The organism is Streptomyces chattanoogensis, assembly GCF_001294335.1.
Lineage (GTDB): Bacteria > Actinomycetota > Actinomycetes > Streptomycetales > Streptomycetaceae > Streptomyces > Streptomyces chattanoogensis.
The window spans coordinates 1-24,723 of record NZ_LGKG01000148.1 but is presented as its reverse complement, the minus strand read 5'-3'; the positions used below and the strand labels follow the sequence as shown (position 1 = coordinate 24,723).

The 24,723-nt window shown below is 71.6% G+C and carries 21 protein-coding genes; 13 read left to right on the top strand and 8 right to left on the bottom strand.

What is annotated here, in order from left to right:
• Window positions 1–262: 262 nt before the first annotated feature.
• Window positions 263–892 (bottom strand): TetR/AcrR family transcriptional regulator, encoded by a 630-nt coding sequence (locus tag ADL29_RS24045; RefSeq protein ID WP_053925779.1) that lies wholly within the window; start codon window positions 890–892, stop codon window positions 263–265.
• A 187-nt stretch (window positions 893–1,079) separates the two neighbouring features.
• Here ADL29_RS24045 and hmgA point away from each other — a divergent pair, with 187 nt between their 5' ends.
• Both hmgA and ADL29_RS24035 read left to right on the top strand, forming a co-directional pair.
• A complete protein-coding gene (hmgA, locus tag ADL29_RS24040; RefSeq protein WP_053925681.1) occupies window positions 1,080–2,405 on the top strand; it encodes a homogentisate 1,2-dioxygenase in 1,326 nt (441 codons plus the stop codon).
• Between the two features lie 36 nt (window positions 2,406–2,441).
• Entirely contained in the window at window positions 2,442–3,191 is a 750-nt protein-coding gene (locus ADL29_RS24035) for a GntR family transcriptional regulator (RefSeq protein WP_053925680.1), read from the top strand.
• A gap of 50 nt (window positions 3,192–3,241) precedes the next feature.
• On the opposite strand, the gene ADL29_RS24030 is transcribed toward ADL29_RS24035, so the two are convergent.
• A complete protein-coding gene (locus ADL29_RS24030; RefSeq protein ID WP_053925679.1) occupies window positions 3,242–4,603 on the bottom strand; it encodes an MFS transporter in 1,362 nt (453 codons plus the stop codon).
• 203 nt (window positions 4,604–4,806) lie between these two features.
• Here ADL29_RS24030 and ADL29_RS24025 point away from each other — a divergent pair, with 203 nt between their 5' ends.
• The gene (locus ADL29_RS24025; protein ID WP_053925678.1) at window positions 4,807–6,060 is read left to right on the top strand and encodes a type ISP restriction/modification enzyme; all 1,254 of its coding nucleotides are present in this window, start codon (window positions 4,807–4,809) and stop codon (window positions 6,058–6,060) included.
• 114 nt (window positions 6,061–6,174) lie between these two features.
• Here ADL29_RS24025 and ADL29_RS24020 read toward each other — a convergent pair whose 3' ends face one another.
• Window positions 6,175–7,590 carry an MFS transporter gene (locus ADL29_RS24020; protein ID WP_053925677.1) on the bottom strand — a complete coding sequence of 472 codons (1,416 nt, stop codon included), beginning with the start codon at window positions 7,588–7,590 and terminating at the stop codon, window positions 6,175–6,177.
• Between the two features lie 163 nt (window positions 7,591–7,753).
• Window positions 7,754–8,599 (bottom strand): oxidoreductase, encoded by an 846-nt coding sequence (locus tag ADL29_RS24015; RefSeq protein ID WP_053925676.1) that lies wholly within the window; start codon window positions 8,597–8,599, stop codon window positions 7,754–7,756.
• A 108-nt stretch (window positions 8,600–8,707) separates the two neighbouring features.
• On the opposite strand from ADL29_RS24015, the gene ADL29_RS24010 reads away from it, so the two are divergent.
• Window positions 8,708–9,622, top strand: coding sequence for a LysR family transcriptional regulator (locus ADL29_RS24010; protein WP_053925675.1), 915 nt, complete (start codon window positions 8,708–8,710; stop codon window positions 9,620–9,622).
• Window positions 9,623–9,636: 14 nt separating this feature from the next.
• The gene (locus ADL29_RS43620; protein ID WP_157878558.1) at window positions 9,637–9,957 is read left to right on the top strand and encodes a hypothetical protein; all 321 of its coding nucleotides are present in this window, start codon (window positions 9,637–9,639) and stop codon (window positions 9,955–9,957) included.
• Window positions 9,958–10,012: 55 nt separating this feature from the next.
• Here ADL29_RS43620 and ADL29_RS41480 read toward each other — a convergent pair whose 3' ends face one another.
• Both ADL29_RS41480 and ADL29_RS24005 read right to left on the bottom strand, forming a co-directional pair.
• Window positions 10,013–10,276 carry a hypothetical protein gene (locus ADL29_RS41480; protein ID WP_078971244.1) on the bottom strand — a complete coding sequence of 88 codons (264 nt, stop codon included), beginning with the start codon at window positions 10,274–10,276 and terminating at the stop codon, window positions 10,013–10,015.
• Window positions 10,277–10,536: 260 nt separating this feature from the next.
• Window positions 10,537–11,343 (bottom strand): SGNH/GDSL hydrolase family protein, encoded by an 807-nt coding sequence (locus ADL29_RS24005; protein WP_046928806.1) that lies wholly within the window; start codon window positions 11,341–11,343, stop codon window positions 10,537–10,539.
• A gap of 377 nt (window positions 11,344–11,720) precedes the next feature.
• Between ADL29_RS24005 and ADL29_RS24000 the strand changes: the two genes are divergently transcribed.
• Window positions 11,721–12,989 (top strand): S8 family peptidase, encoded by a 1,269-nt coding sequence (locus ADL29_RS24000; protein WP_078971243.1) that lies wholly within the window; start codon window positions 11,721–11,723, stop codon window positions 12,987–12,989.
• Between the two features lie 26 nt (window positions 12,990–13,015).
• On the opposite strand, the gene ADL29_RS23995 is transcribed toward ADL29_RS24000, so the two are convergent.
• The gene (locus tag ADL29_RS23995) at window positions 13,016–13,774 is read right to left on the bottom strand and encodes a YoaK family protein (RefSeq protein ID WP_078971242.1); all 759 of its coding nucleotides are present in this window, start codon (window positions 13,772–13,774) and stop codon (window positions 13,016–13,018) included.
• A gap of 159 nt (window positions 13,775–13,933) precedes the next feature.
• On the opposite strand from ADL29_RS23995, the gene ADL29_RS23990 reads away from it, so the two are divergent.
• The 3 genes from ADL29_RS23990 to ADL29_RS23980 all read left to right on the top strand — a co-directional run bounded on the left by ADL29_RS23990 (window position 13,934) and on the right by ADL29_RS23980 (window position 16,895).
• On the top strand, window positions 13,934–15,076 hold the full coding sequence (locus ADL29_RS23990; RefSeq protein ID WP_053925674.1) for a DUF5925 domain-containing protein: 1,143 nt from the start codon (window positions 13,934–13,936) through the stop codon (window positions 15,074–15,076).
• A 97-nt stretch (window positions 15,077–15,173) separates the two neighbouring features.
• Window positions 15,174–15,920, top strand: coding sequence for a hypothetical protein (locus ADL29_RS23985; protein WP_107095063.1), 747 nt, complete (start codon window positions 15,174–15,176; stop codon window positions 15,918–15,920).
• A gap of 201 nt (window positions 15,921–16,121) precedes the next feature.
• Window positions 16,122–16,895 carry a thioesterase II family protein gene (locus ADL29_RS23980; RefSeq protein WP_053925673.1) on the top strand — a complete coding sequence of 258 codons (774 nt, stop codon included), beginning with the start codon at window positions 16,122–16,124 and terminating at the stop codon, window positions 16,893–16,895.
• 186 nt (window positions 16,896–17,081) lie between these two features.
• On the opposite strand, the gene ADL29_RS23975 is transcribed toward ADL29_RS23980, so the two are convergent.
• Window positions 17,082–19,904 (bottom strand): helix-turn-helix transcriptional regulator, encoded by a 2,823-nt coding sequence (locus tag ADL29_RS23975; protein WP_063788526.1) that lies wholly within the window; start codon window positions 19,902–19,904, stop codon window positions 17,082–17,084.
• An 847-nt stretch (window positions 19,905–20,751) separates the two neighbouring features.
• Here ADL29_RS23975 and ADL29_RS23970 point away from each other — a divergent pair.
• From ADL29_RS23970 to ADL29_RS46090, 4 genes are all read left to right on the top strand, one after another.
• Window positions 20,752–22,581: a fatty acyl-AMP ligase gene (locus ADL29_RS23970; RefSeq protein ID WP_063788525.1), complete on the top strand. Its 1,830-nt coding sequence runs from the start codon at window positions 20,752–20,754 to the stop codon at window positions 22,579–22,581.
• Window positions 22,581–24,224 (top strand): acyl-CoA carboxylase subunit beta, encoded by a 1,644-nt coding sequence (locus ADL29_RS23965; protein WP_078971240.1) that lies wholly within the window; start codon window positions 22,581–22,583, stop codon window positions 24,222–24,224. Before ADL29_RS23970 ends, ADL29_RS23965 begins: the two co-directional genes overlap by 1 nt.
• On the top strand, window positions 24,221–24,472 hold the full coding sequence (locus ADL29_RS23960; protein ID WP_053925671.1) for an acyl-CoA carboxylase epsilon subunit: 252 nt from the start codon (window positions 24,221–24,223) through the stop codon (window positions 24,470–24,472). The genes ADL29_RS23965 and ADL29_RS23960 overlap by 4 nt, the downstream gene beginning before the upstream one ends.
• Before the next feature lie 131 nt (window positions 24,473–24,603).
• Window positions 24,604–24,723 (top strand): biotin carboxylase N-terminal domain-containing protein (locus ADL29_RS46090; protein ID WP_157878347.1); only part of this gene is annotated, 120 nt, incomplete at its 3' end.

The window sequence follows — 24,723 nt, the reverse complement described above, 5'->3', positions numbered from 1 at the left end:
CTGCGGCGGGCGTGGGTGCGTACGGGTGCGGTGCCCCTCCTCCGGACTTCGTCCTGCGGAGTGGCCCCTCCCGTGGGTGGGGGTAAGGGGCCGGTGGGGGCAGGCGTGGTCTGCTCACTGCGCGCGTACGAGGTGCCGGGCTGTAGCGGCGGAGCCGTGTAAGCCCGGTGCCGCTGCCGAACAGCCCCGCGCAGCGGCAACCAGCCCGCCGCAGGCGCAACGGCGAGAAGAAACCGCGGCGGGAAAGCCAAAAACGTGGGGCTCAGGCCAAGCGCAGCGACAGGTATGCGCCCAGCACCGCCTTGCACTCCGTCACGATCGCAGGATCGCCCGCCGCATCCACACGGAAGGCAAGCTGCAGCAACGCATCGGCCGCCTCGACCGCGACGAGGAACGCGGTGCGCAGCCGTTCGTCGGCGGGGTCCAGGCCGAGGGGGCCGGCGAGGAGGGCGAGGAGCCGGTCGGCGACCTCGTGGTTGGCGCGGCGGGAGGCCGGCGGGGCGGGGACGGTGAACTCCACCAGCGCGAACCCGGGGACCGTCCGCTTCATGGCGAGGTATTCGTCGACCACCACATCCATCGCGGCCCGCCAGCCCGCCACCGCGTCCGGGGCGGTGAGGCGGGCGGTGATCCGGTCCGCGTAGGCGTCGAGATTGCGCCGGGCGAGCGCCTCGGCCATGGCGCGTTTGTTGGGGAAGAAGCGGTAGACCGAGCCGATCGGGACATCGGCGCGGCAGGCCACGGCGCGGGTGCTGAGGTCCTCGTAACCGGTCTCGTCGAGGAGTTCGGCACAGGCGTCGAGGATGCGGGCGAGGCGCTGGGCGCTGCGCTGCTGGACGGGGGCGTGGCGGAGCGCGGCAGAAGGCGGAGGGGACTGTGGGGTCGGCTGCACCCGGACATCCTGCCCGGCCTTCGTACGGGGAGTGGCGGAACGCCGGGATCCGGCCATCGCGGCCGGGAACATCCATTGACGTACGCGACCCCGGCAGGCAATCCTAAGGTCTTGCATAGGATTGGTTCAGGAGCAGGAGCAGGAGAGGGACCAGAACCGGGGCCCGCCCCTGCGAGGGGAGCGCACGATGTCAGGTACGGGCAACGAGCAGGCGAGGAAGACGGCCGAGGGGCTGACGTACTCCTCCGGCTTCGGTAACGAGCACAGCTCGGAGGCCGTCACCGGCGCGCTGCCGGTGGGCCGCAACTCCCCGCAGCTCGCACCGCTGGGCCTGTACGCCGAGCAGCTCAGCGGGTCGGCGTTCACCGAACCGCGCCGCCACAACCGCCGCTCCTGGCTCTACCGCATCCGCCCGTCGGCCGCACATCCGCCGTTCGTCCGCGCCGAGCAGGGCGCGATCCGCTCCGCGCCGTTCACCGACTGCGTCCCCGACCCCAACCGGCTGCGCTGGAACCCGCTGCCCGAGCCGGCCGGCCCCGTCGACTTCCTCTCCGGCCTGTGGACGCTGGGCGGCAACGGCGACGCCACCCAGCGCACCGGCATGGCCGTGCACCTGTATTACACCAACTCCTCCATGACGGACCGGGTGTTCAGCGACGCCGACGGCGAGCTGCTGATCGTGCCGGAGCGCGGCGGGCTGCTGATCCGTACGGAACTGGGCCTGCTGCGCGCCGAGCCGGGGCATGTCGCGCTGATCCCCCGCGGCGTCCGCTTCCGCGTCGAGCTGCTGGACGCGGACGCCCGCGGCTATGTCTGCGAGAACTACGGCCGTCCCTTCGAGCTCCCCGACCTCGGCCCGATCGGCGCCAACGGGCTGGCCAACCCGCGGGACTTCCTCGCCCCGGAGGCCGCTTACGAGGACGTCGAGGGCCCCTTCGAGGTCGTCAGCAAATTCTGCGGCAACCTCTGGAAGGCCACCTACGACCACTCCCCGCTGGATGTCGTCGCCTGGCACGGCAACCACGTTCCGTACGTCTACGACCTGCGCCGTTTCAATGTCATCGGGTCGATCAGCTATGACCACCCCGACCCGTCGATCTTCACCGTCCTCACCTCCCCGTCCGACACCCCGGGCCTGGCGAACGTCGACTTCGTGGTCTTCGCACCGCGCTGGCTGGTCGGCGAGGACACCTTCCGGCCGCCGTACTTCCACCGCAATGTGATGACGGAGTACATGGGGCTGATCGAGGGCGCCTACGACGCGAAGGCGGAGGGCTTTGTCCCCGGTGGCGGCTCGTTGCACAACATGATGTCGGCGCACGGTCCGGACCGGGAGACCTTCGACCGGGCCAGCGCCGCCGAGCTCAAGCCGCAGAAGATCGACGACGGGCTGGCCTTCATGTTCGAGACCCGCTGGCCGCTGACGCTCACCGAGCAGGCCCGCGACGCCGGGCATCTGCAGCGCGGTTACGACGACGTATGGCAGGGTCTCCAGCGCCACTTCCGCCCCTGACACCGGGGGAACCCTCTGCACACCGGGGATCGCTCTGTGACCACCTTCGCTCCCGACTCGCTCGCCCTGAACCGCAAGCTGCCGCTGTGGTATCAGGTCTCGCAGTCGCTGCGCGCCTCCATATTGGGACGCGCTGCCGATGCGCCGCTGCGGCTGCCCACCGAGGACGCGCTGGCCGCGCACTACGGCGTGAGCGTGCTGACCATGCGGCAGGCCCTCAAGGAACTGGAGGCGGAGGGCCTGATCAGCCGGCACCGGCGCCGCGGCACGTTCATCGAGCCCGGTGCACAGCGGGGGGCGCCGGTACGGCTGCTGGGTTCGGTGGATGCGATCGTGGCCCAGCAGTCCGGGATGCGCACGGAGCTGCTGGAGCACGGCCCGGTGCCGGTACCTCCCGAACTGTCCGAGTATTTCCCGGACATGACGGAGGTGACCGGCTTCCGCCGGCTCCGCAGCGACGAGAAGACGGACCAGCCGACCAACCACGCGCGCAATTACGTCCGCCCCGATGTCGCCGCCCTGATCGATCCGGCGGACCTGGAGCGCGGGCCGATGACCAAGGTGCTGCGGGATGCGGTGGGCGTGCGCATCAGCCGTATCACCGACACCGTCGAGGCCCGCCTGGCGGACCCCGAGACCGCCCGCCTCCTCGAAGTGCCGCTGCTCAGCCCGATCCTGCACTACACGGGCGTGACGTACGACGAGGGCGGGCGGGTGGTCGATGTGGCCCGGATCCACTACCGCGGGGACCGGTTCTCGTTCACGGTCACGCTGGATGCCCACTGACCGTACGGACCGGCCCCGGACGGCCGTACGGTCCCGGACCCGCGGCCGCTTCAGATCCGCTCCAGGCTGCGCCCGGTACTGCGCGGCCCCAGCAGCGCCACATCCAGACACAGCAAGAGCATCAGCACCGCCGACCCGGTGAACACCGCCGCAGCGCCCAGACCGTCCAGCACCGCCAGCGCGACGAACGGCAGCGCCACGGACGTGAGCCGGGACAGCGAGTACGCGATGCCGATGGCGCTGCTGCGCAGGCCGGTCGGGAAGATTTCGGTCTGGTAGACGTGGAAGGCGTTGGAGAAGACGTTGCTGCACACCGTCAGCAGGAAGCCGAAGGTGACGACGGCCCAGGTGGCGGCGGCGAAGCCGAAGGCCAGACCGCAGGCGGCGATGCCCAGCGCCGAGGCGATGATCAGGGTCCGGCGTTCGATGCGGTCGATGAGCGGGACGGACAGCGCCGAGCCGATCGGATAGCCGCAGAAGCCCAGCGCCGCGTACAGCAGCGACTCGGTGACGGTGTGGCCCTTCGCCGTCAGCACCACGGGCGCCAGCGACCCGAAGCCGTAATAGCCGACGGTCTGCAGCACCTGGAAGATCCACCACATGACGGTGCGCCGCCGCAGGTCACCGCGGAACATCTCCCCGAGCGGCACCCGGCGCTCCGGAACGGTCTCCGCTTCCGGTACGGAGGGGAGGGTGAGGCCGGTCTCCCCCGCCACCCGCTCCTCGATGTCCCGCACGATCCGGACGGCTTCCTCCTCCCTTCCGTGCACCGTCAACCACCGTGGTGACTCCGGCAGTCGGCGCCGCATGAGCTGGAGGAAGCCGGCCCCGAGCGCGCCTGCGACCAGCAGCCAGCGCCAGCCCTCGATGCCCAGCAGCTGATGTCCGGCCACCAGACGGGCGCCGAGCAGCGCCGCGACCGGCACCCCCACGAATCCGAAGGTGTACGCGGCGGCGATGTATCTGCCGCGCACCGCCCTGGGCAGGAATTCCGCGAGGTAGGTGTCCACCAGGACGAGTTCGGCGCCCAGCCCGAGTCCGGCGAGAAAGCGCAGTACGAGCAGCCAGGGCAGATCCGGGGCAAAGGCACAGGCCAGCGAGAAAACGGAGTACGCGCCCAGATTGACCAGGAACATCCGGCGCCGTCCGAAGCGGTCGGCGAGCACGGAGAGCACATTGGCGCCGGCGAACATGCCGAGGAATCCGGCCGCGATCACCCATGACTTCGCGGTGTGCCCGAGGTCCCACTGTTCGGCGAGGACCGCGGCGAGCACGCCGCCCAGGAAGATTTCGTAGAGGTCGAAGAAGGCGCCGATGCCTACGGTGAGGGTGATCCGGCGGTGCCACCGGGACGGCGGCAGCCGGTCCAGCCGCGCGGCGACCCGGGCCCGGGAAACAGCGGTGTCCGTCATGGGGTCCACCCCGTCATACGGTCCTCCCCTGCATACGGTCGTCCTCCCTGCATACGACGGGCGTACGGCGGGACCGTACCGCTCCAAGATCAGTAAGCGGAAGGGCGCACCGGCACGGCGGACGCCCCCGGCAGCCGCCCCGGGGCGCCCGCGCCCGTGGATACCATGCCGGGGTCAACCGAACGGTCCGGGAGGGGCTCCGCGTGACGGCGAAGCAGGGCGCGCCACGGCCGGCCGCGCCACGGCTGTCCGAACTGATGCCGTGGTCCGTGCCGCCGCTGCGGCTGGGGCGTTCCTGGGTGCGGGGGCCGGATCCGGCCGTGCTGCGCGCCCGGTGGAACGCGCTGGTGACCGCCGAGGACGCGGCCGCCCGCGAGCGGCTGTTCCGCCCGTCCCGGGCGCGGACCCTGCACTCCGCCGTCGGGCAGCTGCCGGGCCAGGCCACGCCCACCGGCCGGCTCTCCCGCGCGCTCGGACCGTGCCCCGAGCCCGTACGGATCCTGCACGGCCCCTTCGACCGGCAGTGGCTGCTGCCCGACCACCGGCTGATCGATGCGGCGCGGCCGGAGCTGTGGCGGGTGGCGGACGCGCGGCAGCTGTTCGCGGTCGAGGCGGGGCAGGTGCCGCAGGTGCCCGGCCCGGCCGTGGTGTGCTCCGCGCTGCTGCCGGACGGCAGTTCCCCGGCGGGCCGCCCCGGCCGTATCCACCCCCTGTACCGGCGCCCCGGCGGCCTCGAACCCAACCTCGCCCCGGGCCTGCCCGAGTTCCTCGCCCGCATCCTGGACCGCCCGGTCGGCCCCACCGGCCTGATCGCCTGGATCCTCGCGAGCGCCCGCCACTCCCCCGACGGCACCACGGTCCCCCTCACCGCCGACCCGGCCGTCTGGGACGCCGGCGTCGCACTCGGCGAACGGCTGCTGTGGCTGCACACCCGGGGCGGCTACGCCTACGGGCCGCACGCCGGCGAACGGCCCCGGATGCCGGGCGGCCGCCGCCCCTACGTCCGCTCCGCACTGCCCGCCCGGGGCCTGCCGGGGGCCCTCGGCTACGACCCCGACGAGGAGGCCCTGCTGCTCGGCGACGGCCGGATCTCGCCGGTGCCGCCGGACGCGTGGGACTTCCACGCGGGCGGCGTACGAGTTTTGGAGACCTGGTTCACGGAACGCGCGTCCGCCGCGGATCCCGCCCAGGAGGGCACGCTGGCGGCGCTGCGCACCACGGCCTGGCCACAGGAGTGGACGTCGGAACTGCTGGAGCTGATCACCGTGGTGGCGCTGCTGGCCGAACTGGAGCCACAGCGCGCGGAGTTGGCGGAACGCACGGCGGATGCGCCGGACATCGCACCGGACCGGCTGCGGGAGGCGGGCATCCTCCCTGCACCGGTTGCCGCGCGCCGCCCGGCCTCCGTCCTCGACCATCACGAAGAGGGGCCGGAGGGGCAGTTCGCCCTGCTGTGATCACTCCGGTGGTGCCGCCGTGGGTGATCGCCCGTCCGCCGGCCGGGACAGCGAGGGTCTCCCCGGGCCGTGCCCCGAGGGGCACTCCGGGCACGCCCAGGCCCGCAGCAGGCCTCACGCCTCCTCGTCCCCGCGCCCGTACCGCGGCAGCGTGAGCGTCGCGCCCGCCGTCAGTACGAGCCCGGCCGCCGCGAGCAGCATGCTCCACCGCATTCCGGCCAGGAACGTGTTCGCCCCCGCCAGCAGCGCCCCGAAGACCGCCACCGCGATCGCTCCGCCGACCTGGCGGCCGGTGCTGAGCACGGCGGACGCGGTGCCCGCCCGGTCCGCGGGCACCGCGTCGAGCAGCATGGCGGTCAGTGCCGGCACGGTCAGTGCCCCGCCGAGACCGACCGGCACCATCAGCGCCGCCACCGCCCACACATGGGTGTGCGCGCCGACCCCGAGCAGCGCCAGCAGCCCGGCCGTCCCGACCAGCTGTCCTGCCACCATCGGCACCCGCGGGCCGAACAGCGCGGCCAGCTTCGCCGAGGCCAGGTTCACCACGGCGACCAGCGCCGTCATCGGGATGAACATCAGGCCCGCCTGCAGCGCGGACTGCCCGCGCTCCTGCTGGAGGTACAGGCTGAAGATGAACACCCCTCCGTAGTAGGCGGCGTTGAGCATGAAGCCGACCACCAAGGACACCGCCACCACCCGCGAGCGGAACAGCGGCAGGGGGAGCATCGGGTGCGCGCCCCTGGCCTGCGCGGTGAGGAAGGCGGCTGCCGCGGTGGCGGCCACCAGCAGCGACGCCACCACGAGCGGCCGGCCGAAGCCCTTGTCGCCGCCCTCGATCACGCCGTACGTCAGCGCGCCCATCGCGACCACCGCCGTCACCTGCCCGACCACGTCCAGCCGTGCGGGCAGCCGCGGGGAGGTCGGCACCCGGGCCAGTAGGGCGAGCGCCAGCAGGCCCGCCGGGAGGTTGACGAAGAAGATCCACCGCCAGCCCACGGCAGCGGTGAGCGCCCCGCCGAGCACAGGCCCGGCCGCCACCGCCACCGCGCCGCCCACGGTCCAGACGGCGATCGCCTGCGCCCGCTTCGCCTGGTCGGGGAAACCCTGCCGGACCAGCGCCAGCGACGCCGGCATCATCACCGCCGCCGCGGCCCCCTGCACCAGCCGCGCCGCCACCAGCACACCGAGGTTGGGCGCCAGTCCGCAGGCGGCCGAGGCCAGCGCGAAGAGCACCAGCCCGCCGCCGTACGCCTGTCGGGCCCCGATGCGGTCGGAGAGGGCGCCTGCGGAGAGCATCAGGGCGGCAAATACCAGCGTGTATCCGTCCACCATCCATTGCAGGCCGGACATGCCGCAGCCGAGGCTGCGGCCGATGTCGGGCAGTGCGACGGTGACGATCAACGCATCCAGCGAGATGAGGAAGAAGCCGAGCAGGGCGGCGCCGAGCACCACCGTGGAGCCGCCTCGGGCCGCCTTCGGCGCATCGGCCGCGGCGCCGGCGGCAGGGGAGGACTTGAGCAGGGATTTCATCAGGGCACTCCTGAGACACTCTTGAAGGTGTGGATTCGTCCGACAGCCCGCCGGCGGGACGGCGTCGGACTGGGCCGCCGTGGTCCGGTTGGCGTTGTCGCCGCCAGGAACGCAGAGGAACGGGTTCTGCCTGCGCTGACAGGTCCCGCGCCGCTCTGGACCGTCACCGGGGGTCGAAGTCCGTCCCCCGAGAGACCTTCTCCCACACGGCGAGCTCGGCCCGCACCGAGTCCAGGTGCCCGACGAGGAAGTCCACCGCATCGCCGCCGAGGGCGAGCCGCAGCGGGGTTTTCTCGGCGTCCAGGGCCAGCCGGATCGCCGCCGCGGCCTTCACCGGGTCCCCGGGCTGGGTGCCGTCGCCGTCCTGCAACAGCTTCCGGGTGGCGCCGACCTTCTCCGCGTACGCCGGGTGCTCCTGGGAGAAGTAGGCCGCGCCCTTGCCGAACAGGTTGGTGCGGAACGCGCCGGGCTCCACGATCAGCACCTTGATGCCGAACGGCGCCACTTCGTCGGCCAGGCCCTCCGACAGCTGCTCCAGCGCCGCCTTGGTCGCGCTGTACGCGGAGAACCCGGCGAAGGACAGCTGTCCGCCGAAACTGCTGATGTTCACGATCGATCCGCTGCCCCGCTCCCGCATCTGCGGAAGCAGCGCCCGGGTCAGCCGCGCCGGGCCGAACACGTGCAGCTCGAACAGATCGCGCAGCTCCCGGTCGGTGGTCTCCTCGAACGCCCCGACCTGCGTGCGCCCGGCGTTGTTCACCAGCACGTCCACCCGGCCGTAGCGAGCCAGGACGTCAGCGGCCACCACGTCGATCCGCCCGCCGTCGGTCACGTCCAGGCCGATCGCCTCCACCCGGTCGGGGTGCGCGGCGACCAGGTCGGCCAGCGCCTCGGGCCGTCGGGCCGTGCCGACCACCGTGTCACCGGCGGCGACCGCGGCCTCGGCGATGGCCCGCCCGAAACCGCTGCTCGCACCGGTGACCAGCCATACCTTGCCGTTCTCGGTCATCTCTTCGTCTCCCTGGTCAACTGCTGTTCGGGACCTGCCCGCCGACAGCTCCCATCCTTCGCCGGGATCCGGGACCACGTCCAAGACCTGTCGTGATAGCCATGAGTTATGGATGTCCACGGACGCGATCTGCGCTACTTCGCCGCAGTCGCAGAGGAGTTGAACTTCACACGGGCCGCCGAGCGGCTGTTCGTCTCCCAGCCCGCGCTCAGCAAGCAGATACGGATGCTGGAGAAGCAGGTCGGCGCCCGTCTGTTCCATCGGGACCGGCGGGTGGTGCGGTTGACCGTGGTGGGGGAAGCCCTGCTGCCGCACGCCCGCGGGATGCTGGCCGCATGGGAGGCCGCCGAGGCGGCGGTGGAGGAGGCGAGGGCCGCCGAGCTGCACACCCTGGTGATTGGCATGTCCACCAGCCCGGGCCGCGGGCTGCTGCCCGCCTTGCGCACCCGGCTGGTCTCCCGGTATCCGCACGCACGGCCCGTCCTGCGGCAGGTCAACTGGGCCGACCCCAGTGCCGGGTTGGCGGACGGATCCAGCGATGTCGCCTTCGTCTGGCTGCCGCTGCCGGACGGCGACCGCTACCGGCATGCAGTGGTGGCCCAGGAGCCACGCCTTGTGGCACTGCCGCAGGGGCACCCCCTGGCGGCGCGGGCCGCAGCCGATGGCGAGGGGGCGGTGGACTTCACCGATCTCCTCGACGAGCCGTTCCTCGCCCTCCCCTCCGAGGCTGGTCCGCTGCGGGACTACTGGCTGGCCCTGGACGCCCGGGACGATCGCGCGCCGCGGATAGGCGGGGTGGTGGGCAGCGCCGAGGAGACCCACGAGGCGGTCGCCAACGGCCAGGGCGTGGCACTTCTGGCCACCGGCAACGCCCCGCTGGTCGTCCGGGACGAGGTGATCGCCGTGCCGGTCCGGGGCATCTCCCCGTCCCGTCTGGCGGTAGCCGCCCGCCGGGACGACGAGCGGCCCTTGGTGGCGGCCTACCTGGCCGCGGCGGCAGAGGTGGCAGGCACCACCAGCTGAACGGAGCTGCCCCCATGGCGCATTGGGTGAACCGGACGCTCGGGGTGCCTTTGCTGGACAGCACACACCGGTTCCAGCGTGTTCGAGGCCCAGAATCCAGGAACCTGCGCGTTGTCGTCATCGACATGCTGACCGCCGACACCGGCGCATTGCTGGGCATCGCCCTGGTGGCCGCCCGCAAGCACTGGGGAGCGTCTCCGCACGCAGCGGAACGCACGCAGCGGAACGCAAAAAACCACCCGTCACAAGAACGGGTGGTAAAGGAAGAGCCGGGTGGTGCGTGCCTCGGCGAGCACACCGAAGCGTTGCGGACGCCCGGAACTGACGGGCGGTGAATCGCAACGCTGTGCCGGGACGGTGTGTTCTCCGAGGTCTCGCTTCAGGAAGGCGTCAGCCGTGCCCGCCGAACAGCGAACGCCGCAGCCTGCGCAGCGGCGCGAACAGCGACACCCTGGCCCCACGGCTCTTCCTCGTGCGGGAGTGATCACGGGTGGTGAGCTCTCGCATCAGCGAGGTCGCACCTTCCGTCTCCCGCTGCGGTATGGCGGGACCGCCCAGCACCGCGAGATGGCGGTCCAGACGCGCACTGGTCGCGCCGCTGCCGCAACTGATGGCAGGGACTCTTGCCCTGCTTCGCACTGTTATCTGTTCCATGACTCTCCCCACCCTGACGAGGGCACCCGGCACGGGCAGGGTAACCCTATCTCTCTTGGAGGACACGCGTGCAGACCGGTCAACGGATTCACCTGCCTCGCCTTGACGTTGACGGACACCATACGTAATGGCGCCTGCAGGGCAGCCATCAGGGCAAGTTGACTGACCGTCGGGCCCTCGGAGGCCGTCTGACGGGGCATCGGGACGCACGAGGAGGTTCCGCACGGGCGGTTCCCCCTCGGCGTCACGTGTACGGACAGTTACGCAGCGGAGCCGAAGACCGGGAGATAGCCGCTGGACTGACCGGCGGCCGTTGGGTGGTAGGACTCGTCGACCGGGTAGGTCACGCTGCGCAGCCAGGGGCTCCCGGAGCACAGTTCATGGCCGGAAAAGGTCGAGTTGACGTCGGCGAAGGCGAAGCCATGGTCGGCGGCCCGCTTGGCGGTGACGCCGTTGATGTCGTCGGCCGCGGCGTTTATGGCGGCCCGGGACTTTTCGGAGAGACCGGCGACACAGCCGCCGTTGAGCTTGTAGAAGCGCGGATAGCCCAGGACCACCACTTGGGCGGCCGGGGCCTTGGCGGCGATGGCGTTGTACACCGTGTCGAGCCGCCCGGGCAGGGTGGTGGCGATGTACTTCCTGGCTTCGGCCACCCGGGCCAGGCAGGCGCTCTCACCCTGGAGCGCACAGGTCGTCATGGTGTCGGCGAAGCCCGCGTCGTTGCCGCCGATGGTGATGCTCACCAGACCGGTGGCGCTGTTGAGCGGGCCGAGCTGACCGCTGACAACATCACCCGTACGGGCGCCGGAGCATGCGGTGAACGAGAAGGACGAGGGGGAGTGGGCGGCAGCCCAGAGGGCCGGATAGGCCTTGGTGCTGCGCTTGCAGGAGCCGCTGCCACTGTCGTAGCTGCCGGCTCCGACGCCCGAGGAGTAGGAGTCGCCGAGGGCCACATAGCCGGTGGCGAGCGGGAGTTGGGCGGATGCGGCGGCGCTCGCGCCGGTGAGCGCGAGCGCCGTGGTGACAAAGAAGGCGGACCCCAGGGCCGCCGCTCGGGACAGTCTCATGGAACCTCCCATAGCAGGGTCTCTGCCTTATTCGTGGTAGCAGGACCCACGGGGAGCCGGAAGTGTCCATGTCAAAAGTTGTTACCGGGCTCTTCGGATTTCACGGCATATTCACCGATTCAGCTCGACCTTCACGGTGATGTCCTTGCTTTCGTTGCCGCGATGTGGCCTGCCGTGTCATGCCGATGACATGTCGTCGGAAGTCTTGCCGGGCATCCGCCGTACCCGCCAATCTCTTTGACGGGCGGTCAACAACGGGTCAAGGCTGCGTCATCACATGGACAGCGGCCCCCGCGCCGCCCAAGGCGTACGGCTCCGTACGTCACCCCCACAGCGCGCGCACCACGGCGCGCCACCGATGAGGAGGCTCCCTCGCGATGGCAGTGATGCGTTCCACCACCCCCCGTTCCACCACCCCCGGTTCCGCAACCGGCCGCACCTCCGCGCGGCGTCCGTCCCTGCTGCGGACCGCCACGGCGCTCGCCGCGGCCACGGCGGCCGCCACCCTCGGCGCGCTCGCCCTGCCCGCCCAGGCGGCACCCGCCCGGGCCACGGTCGTCGGCGCCGGCGCCCCGGACGCCGTGCACGGCAGCTACCTCGTCACCCTCAAGCGCGGCTCCGGCCTCAAGGCCGCCTCGGCGGACGGCAGAAACCTGATATCCGCGTACGGCGGCACCGTGCGACGGACCTACACCGCCGCGCTCAACGGCTACGCCGCGCAGCTGACCGCGGACCAGGCGAGACGGCTGGCCGCCGACCCGGCCGTGGACCAGGTCTTCCAGGACCGCACCCTGCACGCCCTGGGCACCCAGACCAACCCGCCGTCCTGGGGCCTGGACCGGATCGACCAGGCGAAGCTGCCGCTCGACAAGAAGTACAGCTACCCGGACAGCGCCGGCTCCGGCGCCACCGTCTACGTCATCGACACCGGCGTCCGCATCTCCCACCAGGACTTCGGCGGGCGCGCGGTCAACGGCTACGACGCCGTCGACAACGACAATGTCGCGCAGGACGGCAACGGCCACGGCACCCATGTCGCGGCGAACGCGGCGGGCACGTCGTACGGGGTCGCCAAGAAGGCGAAGATCGTCGCGGTGCGGGTGCTGAACGACTCCGGCTCCGGGACCACGGCCCAGGTCGTCGCGGGCATCGACTGGGTCACCAAGAACCACAAGGGGCCCTCGGTGGCGAATGTGTCGCTGGGCGGCGGGCCGGACGCCGTCCTGGACAAGGCCGTACAGAACTCCATCGCGAGCGGGGTGACCTACGCCATCGCCGCCGGCAATTCGGGGGCGAACGCCCAGGGCTTCTCGCCCGCGCGGGTCCCGGAGGCGCTCACGGTCGGCGCGACCACCTCCGCCGACGCCCGCTCGTCCTACTCCAACTACGGCTCCCGGGTCGACCTCTTCGCGCCCGGCAGCTCCATCACCAGCGCCTGGAACACGGGCGACACCGCCACGAACACCATCTCGGGCACCTCGATGGCCACCCCGCATGTGACCGGCGCGGCCGCCGTCTACCTGGCCGGGCACCCGACGGCCACCCCGGCCCAGGTCGCCACGGCCCTGACGGACGGCGCCACGCCGAACGTCGTGACCAACCCGGGCGCGGGCTCGCCGAACAAGCTGCTGAGGATCGTCCCGTAAGAACGGGGGCCGTGCGGGCCCGCCCGTCACGTGCCGGCCGGTCCCGGGCCGTCGTCGTCCCCGGGACCGGTCATCCGCCCCTCCCCGTCGTTCTGACGATGGGTCAGTCCGGGGACGAGGAGCGCGGTGGCCGCGACCGTCACCGCCACGAGCAGCAGCACCAGCGGCGGCCGGGTCCCCAGGCCGATCAGCCAGGCCCCCACCAGCCCGCCCGCGAACATCGACCCGACCGAGGCCAGCCGGCGGGGTGCGGCATGGGTGCCGTAGCCCAGTCGGGTGTCATGCCCGAGCGGAGAGCCGCTGACCAGGGCCGCCATCGAGCGGGTCGCCACGGTGGTGGTGAGATCGGGGGCGCCGGCCCGTAGGGCGGTGACGTTCCGCATGCCCATCGCCATCGCCATCAGCCCGATGACGGTCCAGCGCTGAGCGGGCGCCAGCTCCAGGGCCGGGCCGGCCTCCCAGCCGGTCACCGCGGCCGCGGCCAGCAGGCCCGCCTCGACGAGGAGGGCGACCGGGAACCACTGCTGCTGCCGGGCACCCAGCGTCGACTCCGTCCGGGCGCCGAGCACCGCACCCAGCACGAAGGAGCCCAGCGAGACGGCGGTGGTCACCACGGGCAGCCCGCCCTGCCCGGCGATGCCGAAGCCCAGGAAGAGCAGATTGCCGGTCTGGGTGGCGGTGAAGACATGGCCGAGGGCCAGAAAGCTGACGGCATCGAGCACCCCGGTGGCCACGGTGAGGCACACCATGACCACCGTCAGGGCGGTTCCGCTCGGCGGCTCCACAGAGCGGCTCCCTTCCACCGACGGCACGCCGTCACCAGTGTCCGGAAGACCGGCCCGGGGGGCCGCCATTGCGCCGTCTGTGGGCGGCCCGCACCGCGCGGCGCGGCCCGCCGGGATATTCCGTGTACGCGGCGGGCCGCTCTGGCGGATCATGTCGGGATGTGTGCCGATCACGTGCCGCCGCCCGCCGTGGAGCCGTCCGCCGTGCCGCCGTCCGCCGCCGAGGAGTCCTTGCCGATCCGGCTGACCCTGGACGACAGCGACTCCCCCTCCGATGTCCTCGACGCCCTCTTCCTGGGGCGCTTCGCCAAGGGTGAGCAGCCGTATGCCCGAAGCCGTTCGGTGGAGCGGGTGAGGACCGGCCTGACCCTGCTGCCGCCCGGCGCGCGGGTGCTGCGTTGCGCGCGCGACGACGACCGCAGCGCCACCCTGGCCGAGGGCGACGGCTACACCCTGCTGGTCTCCCGCTGGAACCGCGGCGCCGATGTGACGGTCACCGCCGTCACCGACGAGCTGGCCGCGAAGGTGCTGGGGCAGTCGGCGGACGGCGCGGAGGACGAGCCGGAGCCGCAGCCGGACAACGTTGCGATGGGATTCTGGTACTTCTCACCCCGCCGCGGCCCGTACCGCACCTCCCGGCAGATCACGGCCGGCACCTGGGAGGAGATCCGCCCGAACTACACCGCGCCGGTGGCCGGGGCGATGGATGCGCTGATGAAGGTCGCCCCCGAGGAGATCGCCGGCCGCCTCCTGCTGCTGCACGGCCCGCCCGGCACCGGCAAGACCTCCGCGCTGCGCACGCTGGCCCGCTCCTGGCGCGACTGGTGCCAGGTGGACTGCGTACTGGACCCGGAACGGCTCTTCAACGACGTCGGCTACCTCATGGACATCGCCATCGGCGAGGACGACAGCACCGGCAAGGGCCGCTGGCGGCTGCTGCTCCTGGAGGACTGCGACGAACTGATCCGCGGCGAGGCCAAGCACACCGCGGGCCAGGCGTTGTCCCGGCTGCTCAATCTGACGGACGGGCTGCTGGGGCAGGGACGCAACGTCCTGGTCGGCGTCACCACCAACGAGGATCTGGAACGGATGCACCCCGCGGTGGTCCGCCCCGGCCGCTGTCTGGCCCGTATCGAGGTCGGCCCGCTGACCCGTGCGGAAGCGGTGAACTGGCTCGGCACCGACGAGGGCATCGGCCGTGAGGGCGCCTCCCTCGCCGAGCTGTACGCGCTGCGCCGGGGCACCCGCCCCGCCTCGGTCCCGGCACAGGACACCGGCGGGGAGGCGGGGCTGTATCTGTGACGGCGCCGGGCGCGGCCTGACGGCTGGGTAAAGTCCGCCCCGGAGAGCGCCGATCGCCGGGCGCCGAAGGACCGTCCGGCGCGACGAGGGGAACGGATTGAGCACCACGGTATGGCTGCAGAGCTCGGACCGGAAGGCCGGGGCGGCGAAGGAGCCGCAGAGAGCGCAGGGGCCGGAGGGCGTCCCCGTCCGGTGGGAGATACGCACCAACGGCACGGCGCAGCAAGGCCATTCGGCGGGTGCGGGCGGCGGAGACGCGCAGTCGTCGACGTTCGCGTACATCGAGAGGGACCTGTCCGCCGGCGGCAACGACGCCTACCGTGCGGCCCGCAAGGACGGCGCGCGCTCGTTCCTCCTGTGGACGGACCCGCAGCGCGGCCGGCTGCTGGCGCGGGTCGTGACCAGGTCCGCGACGAAGCGGGAGAGCGCGGTCTTTGAGGTGCTGGGCGGCGCCGGTGAATCCCTGGCGCTGATCACCCATGAGCGGGCGATGAGCAACGGTCACGGCCGGTCGCGCTGGACCGTACAGCAGGCGGACGGCCGGACCGCGGCCGGCGTCAAGGGGAATCTGTTCTGGTGGTACGTGTGGTGGCTGCTGTTCCCGCTGTGGGTGGCCATCGCCGTCGGCAGTCTGGTCAGCGGCAGCGGTGATATCGCCCGGATGCCGCGCAGCATCCGCTGGAAGGCGTCCGGGGAAGAGGTCCTCAACTGGACCGACGGCGGGGTGGAGTTCGCGCTGACCACGGTGGCCGACGGCTGGGACCCGCGGGTCACCGCCGCCCTGGCCGCGCTGGTCAAGAGCCACGAGGGCTGGCTCGGCCATCCGTGGGACGACGGGCAGTAGGCCCTGGGCGGCAGGGGCGCACCGGCCACACCCCGCACACCGAAGACCACACAGGGAGACCGCACAGGGGCAGACAGGGGTTGTCGGGGCGCGGGCCACGATGCGAAATTCAAGTTCCGGCAGTCCCGTCCGCCCCGTCCATCCCGTCCATCCCGTCCATCCCGTCCATCCCGTCCATCCCGTCTACGGCAGGAACGCACCGTGACCACTTCGGCAGCGCAACAGAGTGATTGGCTGCGCCGTTTCCATCCCACTCCGCAGGCCCGGATGCGACTTGTGTGCTTCCCGCACGCGGGCGGGTCCGCGAGTTACTACTTCCCGATGTCGGCCGCGCTCTCCCCCGCCGTCGAGGTGGTCTCCGTTCAGTATCCGGGCCGTCAGGACCGCAGGAAGGAGCCGTGCATCGACGACATCGGGGAACTCGCGGACCGGATCGACGCGGAGCTGCGGGCCGGCCAGGCCGGTGCCGGAGTGCCGGTGGCGTTCTTCGGTCACAGCATGGGGGCGGTGCTGGCCTTCGAGGTGGCGCTGCGAGTGGAGCAGCGCGGCGGTCCCGGCCCGGTCCGGGTGTTCGCCTCCGGGCGCCGTGCGCCCAGCCGGTTCCGGCCCGGGGCCGTCCACCAGCAGTCGGATGCCGTCCTGATCGAGGAGATGCGGCGGCTGGGCGGCACCGATTCCCGCTGGCTGCAGAACGAGGAGCTGATGGCCGTGGTGCTGCCGGTGCTCCGTAGCGACTACCGCGCGGTGGAGCGGTACCGGAGCGGGCCCGACAGGGTGATCGATGCCCCGATCACCGTCCTGACGGGCGATGCCGATCCGCACACCAGCGCGGAGGAGGCGCAGGCCTGGAGCGGGCACACCCGGGGCGACTTCGCGCTGTCCACGTTCAGCGGCGGGCACTTCTTCCTGGAGCAGCACCAGGCAGCGGTGACCGGCACCGTCACCGAGGCGCTGGGGCCGCTTCTGGAGCGGTAGCGGACGCGGGGGCGACCCCTAGGGGATGGTCGAACAGATCCCCTAGGGGATGGGAGGGCCCCTTGCATGCCACAACGTGGCGGGGCGGGCGGGTGTTCCCGCGCCGGTGGCCGAAGGAGCACCGCCGGGGGCCGAAGGAGCGCCGCCGGGGGCCGAAGGAGCGCCGCCCACACCGCCTGACGCCGTCTAGAGGTCGGCGCAGAGACCGCCCACGCTGCTGGAGAGCGTCTTGGGCAGGTCCCGGCGCCGCTGTACCTGCAGTTTGCGGTAGATGCGGGTGAGGTGCTGCTCCACGGTGCTGACGGTCACATACAGCTTTGCGGCGATCTCGCGGTTGGTGTGTCCGTGCGCGGCGAGCACGGCGACCCGCGCCTCCGCTCCGGTGAGGGCTTCCGCGCTGTTGGGCGAGCCGGCGCCCTGGCCGGAGATCTCGAGGCGGTTGTCCGGTGCGGTGTCGCCGGGGAACAGCCGCTGGCACAGGGGTTCCGCACCGCACAGCTTGGCGGTGTGCCATGCCTTGTGGGCGAACATACGGCCCCGGTGCACATCCCCCGCGGCCCGGTAGCCCCGTCCCAGTTCGCCCAGTGCCATGGCCAGTTGCACGCGGTCGCCGCCGTTTCTCAGGATGTCGACGGCCTCCTCCAGCGCTCCGAGGCGCTCGCGTCCCGTGCCCGCGGTGCCCAGGGCGCGCAGCACCATGCCGCGTTCCCGGTCCGGGCTGAGCGCCCGCTGCTCCTCGGCGAGTGCGAGGGCCTTCTTCGGTTCGCTGATCGCCAGCCAGGCGTCGGCCGCGTCGATACGCCAGGGCACCAGCTCGGGCGCATCCACCTTCCAGCGCCGCATGAGATCGCCGCAGGTCAGGAAGTCGCCGAGCGCGGCGTGGAAGCGGCCCGTCGCCAGATACCAACGGCCTCTTGCCCGGCGGAAGTGCAGTCCGGGCAGGGTGTCGAGGTGCCGTTCGGGAGCGGTGTGGTTGAGCAGTTCCATGGCGTCGTCGTGGCGGCCCATCTCGGTGTAGGCGAGGACCAGAGTGGACAGCGGGAAGTAGGCGGCGGTGCCCCAGGCCTGTCGCGGCAGCAGGGTTAATGCCGACTCGGCCTGGCCCGCGGCCTTGACGAGATCGCCCTGGCGGAGCGCGATTTCCCCGCGGACCGCCGTCAGCAGCGCCTGCCACGTCAGCCCGTAGCGCTCGTCGCACTCGCCGAGGAGCCGGTCGCACCAGGTCAGGGCGAGATCCGAACTACCCGCGTAGACCAGCGCGATCAGGGCGAAGGCCAGCGGCCAGACATAGCCGTCACCGAGCCGGAACCGCTGGAGGACCCTGGTGGCCAGGGAGACCGCCTTCCTCGGTGCGTTGCCGGACAGTGCCGCGGAGACCGCGGACGCGGCGTGCTGGTGCGCGATGTATGCCGTGCCGCCGAGGGGTTCGGAGGTGACGGAGACCTCCGGGAAGGCGGCGGAGACCTCCGGCGGTCCGCCGGGCGCGGCGGTGCGGTGGCCGGGACTGATCATGACGAGCCACTGGCGCCCGACGCCGAGGGCCTCGCGCTGTTCGGCGCTCGACCAGGTGGCGGACCGCTCCAGTACGTCGAGGACGGCGGCGGCCTGGTCCATCCATCCGCCCCAGATCAGATAGCCCAGGCAGACGATCAGCTCGTCCGGGGTGAGCCGTTCCTGTGTCATCTCCGGTACCAGCGCCGACAGATGCTCGCCGAGGGCCGAGGGGTTGGAGCGCCACAGCACATCGGCGAGCCGCACCTGGACGGCGATGCGTTCCTGTTCGCCGGTGCAGTAGTCCTGAGCCAGCGTCAGACAGTCCCGGGCGACGTCCGAATCGCCGTCCAGCAGCGCGTATTCCGCCGCCTCCCGCAGGACGGGAACGGTCCACTCGTCGCCTTGCGGCGTCGTACGGACGAGGTGCCGGGCCACATCGGAGGCGGCGGCGCCGTCGTTGCGCAGCAGTACGGCGGCGTGGTGGTGCAGGCGGGCGAGTTCGGCCTCCGGTACGGCATCGAGCACGGCCCGTGCGCCCGCCTCGTCGCGGAACCGCCCGTTGCGGAACAGGCCGTTGTGCGCCAGGCCCCGCGCTCCGGCCTCGATCACTCTCGTGGGGAGCGCGAGGAGCCGGCTCAGCAGGGCGGGCGTCGCGCCGTCGCCGAGGACCGCGGTGCCGCGGGCGAGGGCCAGCGCCTCGGGTCCGCAGCGGTGCAGAGTCTCGGTCACGGCGCCGATGTAGCTCTCCCCCCGGGTCAGCGCGGCAGCGCCCGCTTCGCCCTCGCCGGCGTGGGCAGCATGGTCCTCCAGCAGGGCGCGGACCAGCAGCGGGTTGCCCCCGGTGGCCGCGTACAGGTCGGCGGCGAGCCCCTCGGCCACCGGCCCCTGGGCGTGCTGGGCGGTCATCCCCGCGACGGCGTCCTCGGACAGCATCTGCAGCCGCAGGCGCCGGCAGTGGGGCTGGCTCAGCAGTTCGCCCATGAGCGCCGGCCGGCCCTCGGGCAGATGGGACGAGGCGGTGAGCACCATGAGGACAGGTGCGCTCCGGACGCGGTGGGCGAGGCTGAGCAGCAGCTGAAGGGAGAGATCGTCGCCGAGGTGCACATCGTCCACGGCGATGACCATCACCCGGTCCTTCGCCGGTGCCAGGATGGCTTCGGCCAGGCTCGGCAAGCGGCGCAGCTCGGCTTCCCCGGTGCCCTCGGTCACGTCGTCCATCAGGCGCGTCACCTCGTCGCGGACCGCGGACGGCTGCGGAAGGCCCGCGAACAGCCGTCTGGCCAGCCCCAGCGGCCAGTGCCGTTCCGCCGATGCCCCGGTGGTGTCGAGCAGCAGGGCGCCGTCCGCGACGGCCTGATCCGTGAACTGTGCCAGGAGCTCGGTCTTGCCACTGGCCACGGCGCCGGTGATCACCACGACCCGGCCGCGCCCCTCGACGGCCGCTTTGTACATTTCCCCGAGAGCGGCGATCTCGGTCTCTCGTTCCACAATGCGCGCTGACGCCAACAAATTCATTTCCCCCGTACCGCGGCACACACGAGTTCAGCGGGCGTGCCGCAAAGGTCCCGTTCAGGAAGAGAAGTTCAAATCGGCAGCCGTGGAGGTCAGCCCACGAAAAAACTGCCACACATCGTGCGCACGCCATTACGGCCGTGCACAGGGAATGGTCCATGACGTCCAAGAGGCCGTTCGGCGAAATTCCGGCCGAACCGCCGCCCGGTCATCGCCGCGCATCTCCACTGCCCCAGTGGCCTGCGCATCCGCGCACCGGTCCGCCGGGATCCGGAGCGAATCGGACCCACGACGAAGAAGTTGGGGTTTGTTCAATCATCCGACATCCAGCGCTCCCGTTCTCACAGGTTTCTCGCGTCGCGAGAAACGTGACGCGATTGCCTGCTCCTTTGCCCGATACGCATTTAACCAGCGAGACAAAGGTAGGGGGTACCCCTAAACCTGTTACGCAAGGGGCAGATGAGTCACTTGAGTCGCCCGGTGCACCATCACACCCACCTGCATGGTCATCAGAGGCGCAGTTCAGGCGAATAGGGAGCACGCAATTCCGCTTACTCCCGGGCAAGTTGGATGATCCTCCAGTGATGCACACCACCCGCTTTCGCGGGTGTCTTGCACCCTACTGGCCCGTCACATCCGCTATGGGGCACCGCGTACGCGGCAATCAGGGTGGATAGGGGTTGTCCGCACTCACCGTCCAAAAATAGCTTCTGTCCGTTGACGCACCGTCGTCCCCCCTCGGCCGAGCCCCCGGCCGGCCGGCGTGCCCGCCCGGCCGGGCCGCCCCGCTCCCCGCGCCGCGCCCTTCGCCGCCACCTTTCCGCTCCGCACGGAACGAGGTACTTCGACCATGACCACGCACTTGTCCACGCCCGCATCAGCACTGGGCGTCGCCGCCACGGTGCCGGAGGCACTGCGGCTGCGCAGCGTGAAGGAGCCCGACGAGACGGCGTTCGTCTTTCTTCGCGACGGCGAGGAACCGGAAGCCTCGCTCACCTACCGGGAGTTGCACGACGCCGCGCTCGACCGGGCGGCGGCGCTGTCGGACGCGGGACTCGCCGGGGGCCGGGTGGTGATGCTCTACCCCTCGGGCCTGGAGTTCGTACGGGCCCTCCTCGGCTGCATGTATGCGCGCGTGGCCGCCGCTCCCGTACAGGTGCCCACGCGGCAGCGCGGTCTGGCGCGGCTGCGCCGGATCGCGGACGACGCGGGAGCGACGACCGTACTGACCACCGGGGCGGTCAAGCGGGACCTCGAGGAGCGGTTCGGCGACCGGCCCGAGCTGGCCGGGCTGACCCTGGTCGACACAGAGGCGACGCGGGCGGGAGCGGGCGCCGGCCGGTCCGGCCCGGAGCCCGCTCCCGACGATGTCGCGCTGCTCCAGTACACCTCGGGGTCGACCGGCGACCCGAAGGGCGTGGTCATCACCCACCGCAACTTCCTCGGCAATGTCGCCGAGACCGAGGAGCTGTGGCCCTCGCCGTCGGACGGCGCGGTGGTGTCGTGGCTGCCGCTCTTCCACGACATGGGCATGCTGTTCGGCGTCATGCTGCCGCTGTGCTCCGGAGTGCCCGCCTATCTGATGGCACCGGACGCGTTCATCCGCCGGCCGGGACGGTGGCTGGAGGCCATCTCGCGGTTCCGCGGCACCCACGCCGCCGCGCCGAGCTTCGCCTACGAGCTGTGCGTACGGGCCCTGGCCGAGGGCAAGGTCGCCGACGGCATCGACCTGTCCTCCTGGCGGGTGGCGGCCAACGGCGCCGAACCGGTGCGCTGGCACACCCTCCGCGCCTTCACGGAGGGCTTCGCTCCGTCGGGCTTCGCCGCCACCGCGATGTGCCCGGGGTACGGCCTCGCCGAGAACACGCTGAAGGCCACCGGAAGCCGCTGGGACGAGGAGCCGTCCGTGCTCTGGGTGGCCTCGCAGGCACTGACGGCGGGCCGGGTGGAACGGCTCCGGCAAGGCGACGAAGGGGCCCAGCCGCTGGTGAGTTCCGGCGTCACCGTCCCGGGCACCCGGCTGCGGATCGTGGATCCCGGCTCGCACACGGCGTGCGGCCCGCGCCAGGTGGGCGAGATCTGGCTCGACGGGCCGTGTGTGGCCGAGGGCTACCTGGACCGGCCCGAAGAGAGCGCGGAGACCTTCGGCGCACGGATTGCCGGGGAGGCGGCGACCACCTATCTGCGCACCGGTGACCTGGGATTCCTGCACGACGGGGAGCTGTACGTCACGGGCAGGCTCAAGGACGTCATCATCCGCAAGGGCCGTAACTACTACCCGCAGGACATCGAGCTGTCAGCCGAGAGCACGGTGCCCGGGCTGCAGCCGAACTGCGCCGCCGCCTTCTCCGTGGACGACGGCATGGAGGAGCGGCTGGTCCTGGTGGTGGAGGCCGACGGAAGGGTGCTGCGCAGGCTCTCGCCCGACGTGGTCCGGGAGCTGATACGGCAGGCCGTACGCGACGGCCAGCGGCTGGACGTCGACGAGATCGTGCTGGTGCGCCGGGGTGTGCTGCCGCGTACGACGAGCGGCAAGCTGCAGCGGCGGGCCTGCCGGAAGCTCTATCTGGCCGGCGAGCTGAAAGCCGCCGTCGCCGCCACCACTGCGACTGCCACCGCCGCCGCGACTGCCACCGCCACCACGACTGCCATCGCCGTCACCACGGAAGGGAGCGTCTGATGACCGCGGACCAGGGAACCGAACCGGCCCACGGGCCGACCGACGGGCCGACCGACGGGCCGACCGACGGGCCGCTCCGCGGCAAGCAGACGACCGCCGAACGCCTCGCCGGACTGGCACAGCTCCGCGCGGAACTGGCGGCACACGCCGACTCCGACGCGGTACGCCGCCAGCACGAGCGCGGCAAGCTGACGGCGCGCGAGCGCATCGAGGCGCTGCTGGACCCCGGCACCTTCGTCGAACTGGACGCGGTGTCACGGCACCGCAGCCACGAGTTCGGCCTCTACGACCGGCGGCCGCTCGGCGACGGCGTCGTCGCGGGACACGGGCTGATCGACGGCCGCCGGGTGTGTCTGTTCGCCCAGGACTTCACCGCCTTCGGCGGCAGCATCGGCGAGGCGTCGGGGGCCAAGCTGCACAAGCTGATGGACCTGGCGCTCAGCATCGGCTGCCCCGTCATCGGCATCAACGACGGCGGCGGCGCCCGCATCCAGGAGGGCGTCGTCTCCCTGGGCTACTACGCCGAACTGATCAAACGGCATGTGGACTGCTCGGGAGTGATTCCGCAGATCTCGCTGCTGATGGGCCCGTGCGCGGGCGGTGCGGTCTACGCGCCGGCGCTCACCGACTTCGTGGTCATGGTCGACGGCATCTCCCATATGTTCGTGACCGGCCCCGAGGTGCTGCGCAGCGTGACCGGACAGGCGGTCGACCGCGAGGAGCTGGGCGGCGCGTACAGCCACAACACCGTCTCCGGAAACGCCCATTACCTGGCGCACGACGAGAAGGACGCGTTCGAGTACGTACGTCAGCTGCTCTCTCACCTCCCCTCCAACAACATGGAGGATCCGCCGGTCTTCGAGAGCAGCGCCCACAGCGGCCGGACCGCCGCCGACGAGGAACTGGACACCCTCATCCCCGACCAGGCGAACCGGCCGTACGACATGCTGCGTGTGGTGCGGGCCGTGCTGGACGACGGCGACCTGCTGGAGGTGCAGCCGCTGTTCGCGCCGAACATCGTCTGCGGCTTCGGCCGGGTGGACGGGCACAGCGTCGGCATCGTCGCCAACCAGCCGCAGGTCGCCGCGGGCGTACTGAACATCGACGCCAGCGAGAAGGCCGCCCGCTTCGTGCGCGTGTGCGATGCGTTCCACGTTCCGGTGCTGACCTTCGTGGACGTACCGGGCTTCATGCCGGGTCTCGACCAGGAGCACGGCGGCATCATCCGGCGCGGCGCGAAACTGCTGTACGCCTACTCGGAGGCGACGGTGCCGATGGTCACGGTCGTCACCCGCAAGGCATACGGCGGCGGTTACGGCGTCATGGGGTCCAAGCACCTGGGCGTCGACATCAACCTGGCCTGGCCCACCGCCGAGATCGCCGTCATGGGCGGCGAGGGCGCGGTCGGGGTACTGCACCGGCGTGCCCTCCAGCAGGCGGCGGACCCCGAGGCGGAGCGCGCCCGGCTGCTCGACGCGTACGAACGCGCCCTGCTGAACCCCTATATGGCGGCGGACCGCGGCTATGTCGATGCGGTGATCATGCCGCAGGAGACCCGGTCGGCCGTCGCCACGGCCCTGGAGACGCTGCGCGGCAAACGCGCCACCCGGCAGCCGCGCAAGCACGGGAACATCCCGCTGTGAGCGCCATCGGGGCACCGGCCGCCCCCGGCCCGCCCGACATCCGGGTGCTCAGGGGCGATGCCACGGACGAGGAAGTGGCCGCCGCGGTCGTGGCGATCCTCGCCCGGCTGACGTCGACGGCCGCGCAGCACACCGCGGACCGGACCGCCGATCACCGGACCGCGCAGCGCCGTTGGGCCGCGCCGGTCACGCGGATGACCCGGGTGCCGGTGCAGCGGGGTGCGGGAGCCTGGCGCCTGGGGCTGTGAGGGTGCCGGGGCCCGCTCCACCGGCCCTCGAGAAGCACTGCCACGAAGCGGGGAACCAGAGAAACCACAAGAGAAACCACAAGAGAAGCAACAACAGAAACACAGCGGACGAGAGAACGAGAGAACCGATGGTGCGCAAGGTACTGATCGCCAACCGTGGCGAGATCGCCGTCCGGGTTGCCCGTGCCTGCCGGGACGCGGGGATCGGGAGTGTGGCTGTCTACGCCGACCCGGACCGCGACGCCCTGCAT

Bases quoted from the DNA above. Each gene is read 5' to 3' on its own strand.
- ADL29_RS24005 (WP_046928806.1), bottom strand. From the start codon at position 11,343: ATGAGACTGTCCCGAGCGGCGGCCCTGGGGTCCGCCTTCTTTGTCACC.
- ADL29_RS41480 (WP_078971244.1), bottom strand. From the start codon at position 10,276: ATGGAACAGATAACAGTGCGAAGCAGGGCAAGAGTCCCTGCCATCAGT.
- ADL29_RS23990 (WP_053925674.1), top strand. From the start codon at position 13,934: ATGTGTGCCGATCACGTGCCGCCGCCCGCCGTGGAGCCGTCCGCCGTG.
- ADL29_RS23970 (WP_063788525.1), top strand. From the start codon at position 20,752: ATGACCACGCACTTGTCCACGCCCGCATCAGCACTGGGCGTCGCCGCC.
- ADL29_RS24010 (WP_053925675.1), top strand. From the start codon at position 8,708: ATGGATGTCCACGGACGCGATCTGCGCTACTTCGCCGCAGTCGCAGAG.
- hmgA (WP_053925681.1), top strand. From the start codon at position 1,080: ATGTCAGGTACGGGCAACGAGCAGGCGAGGAAGACGGCCGAGGGGCTG.
- ADL29_RS24030 (WP_053925679.1), bottom strand. From the start codon at position 4,603: ATGACGGACACCGCTGTTTCCCGGGCCCGGGTCGCCGCGCGGCTGGAC.
- ADL29_RS43620 (WP_157878558.1), top strand. From the start codon at position 9,637: ATGGCGCATTGGGTGAACCGGACGCTCGGGGTGCCTTTGCTGGACAGC.
- ADL29_RS23965 (WP_078971240.1), top strand. From the start codon at position 22,581: ATGACCGCGGACCAGGGAACCGAACCGGCCCACGGGCCGACCGACGGG.
- ADL29_RS24020 (WP_053925677.1), bottom strand. From the start codon at position 7,590: ATGAAATCCCTGCTCAAGTCCTCCCCTGCCGCCGGCGCCGCGGCCGAT.
- ADL29_RS23975 (WP_063788526.1), bottom strand. From the start codon at position 19,904: ATGAATTTGTTGGCGTCAGCGCGCATTGTGGAACGAGAGACCGAGATC.
- ADL29_RS24000 (WP_078971243.1), top strand. From the start codon at position 11,721: ATGGCAGTGATGCGTTCCACCACCCCCCGTTCCACCACCCCCGGTTCC.
- ADL29_RS24015 (WP_053925676.1), bottom strand. From the start codon at position 8,599: ATGACCGAGAACGGCAAGGTATGGCTGGTCACCGGTGCGAGCAGCGGT.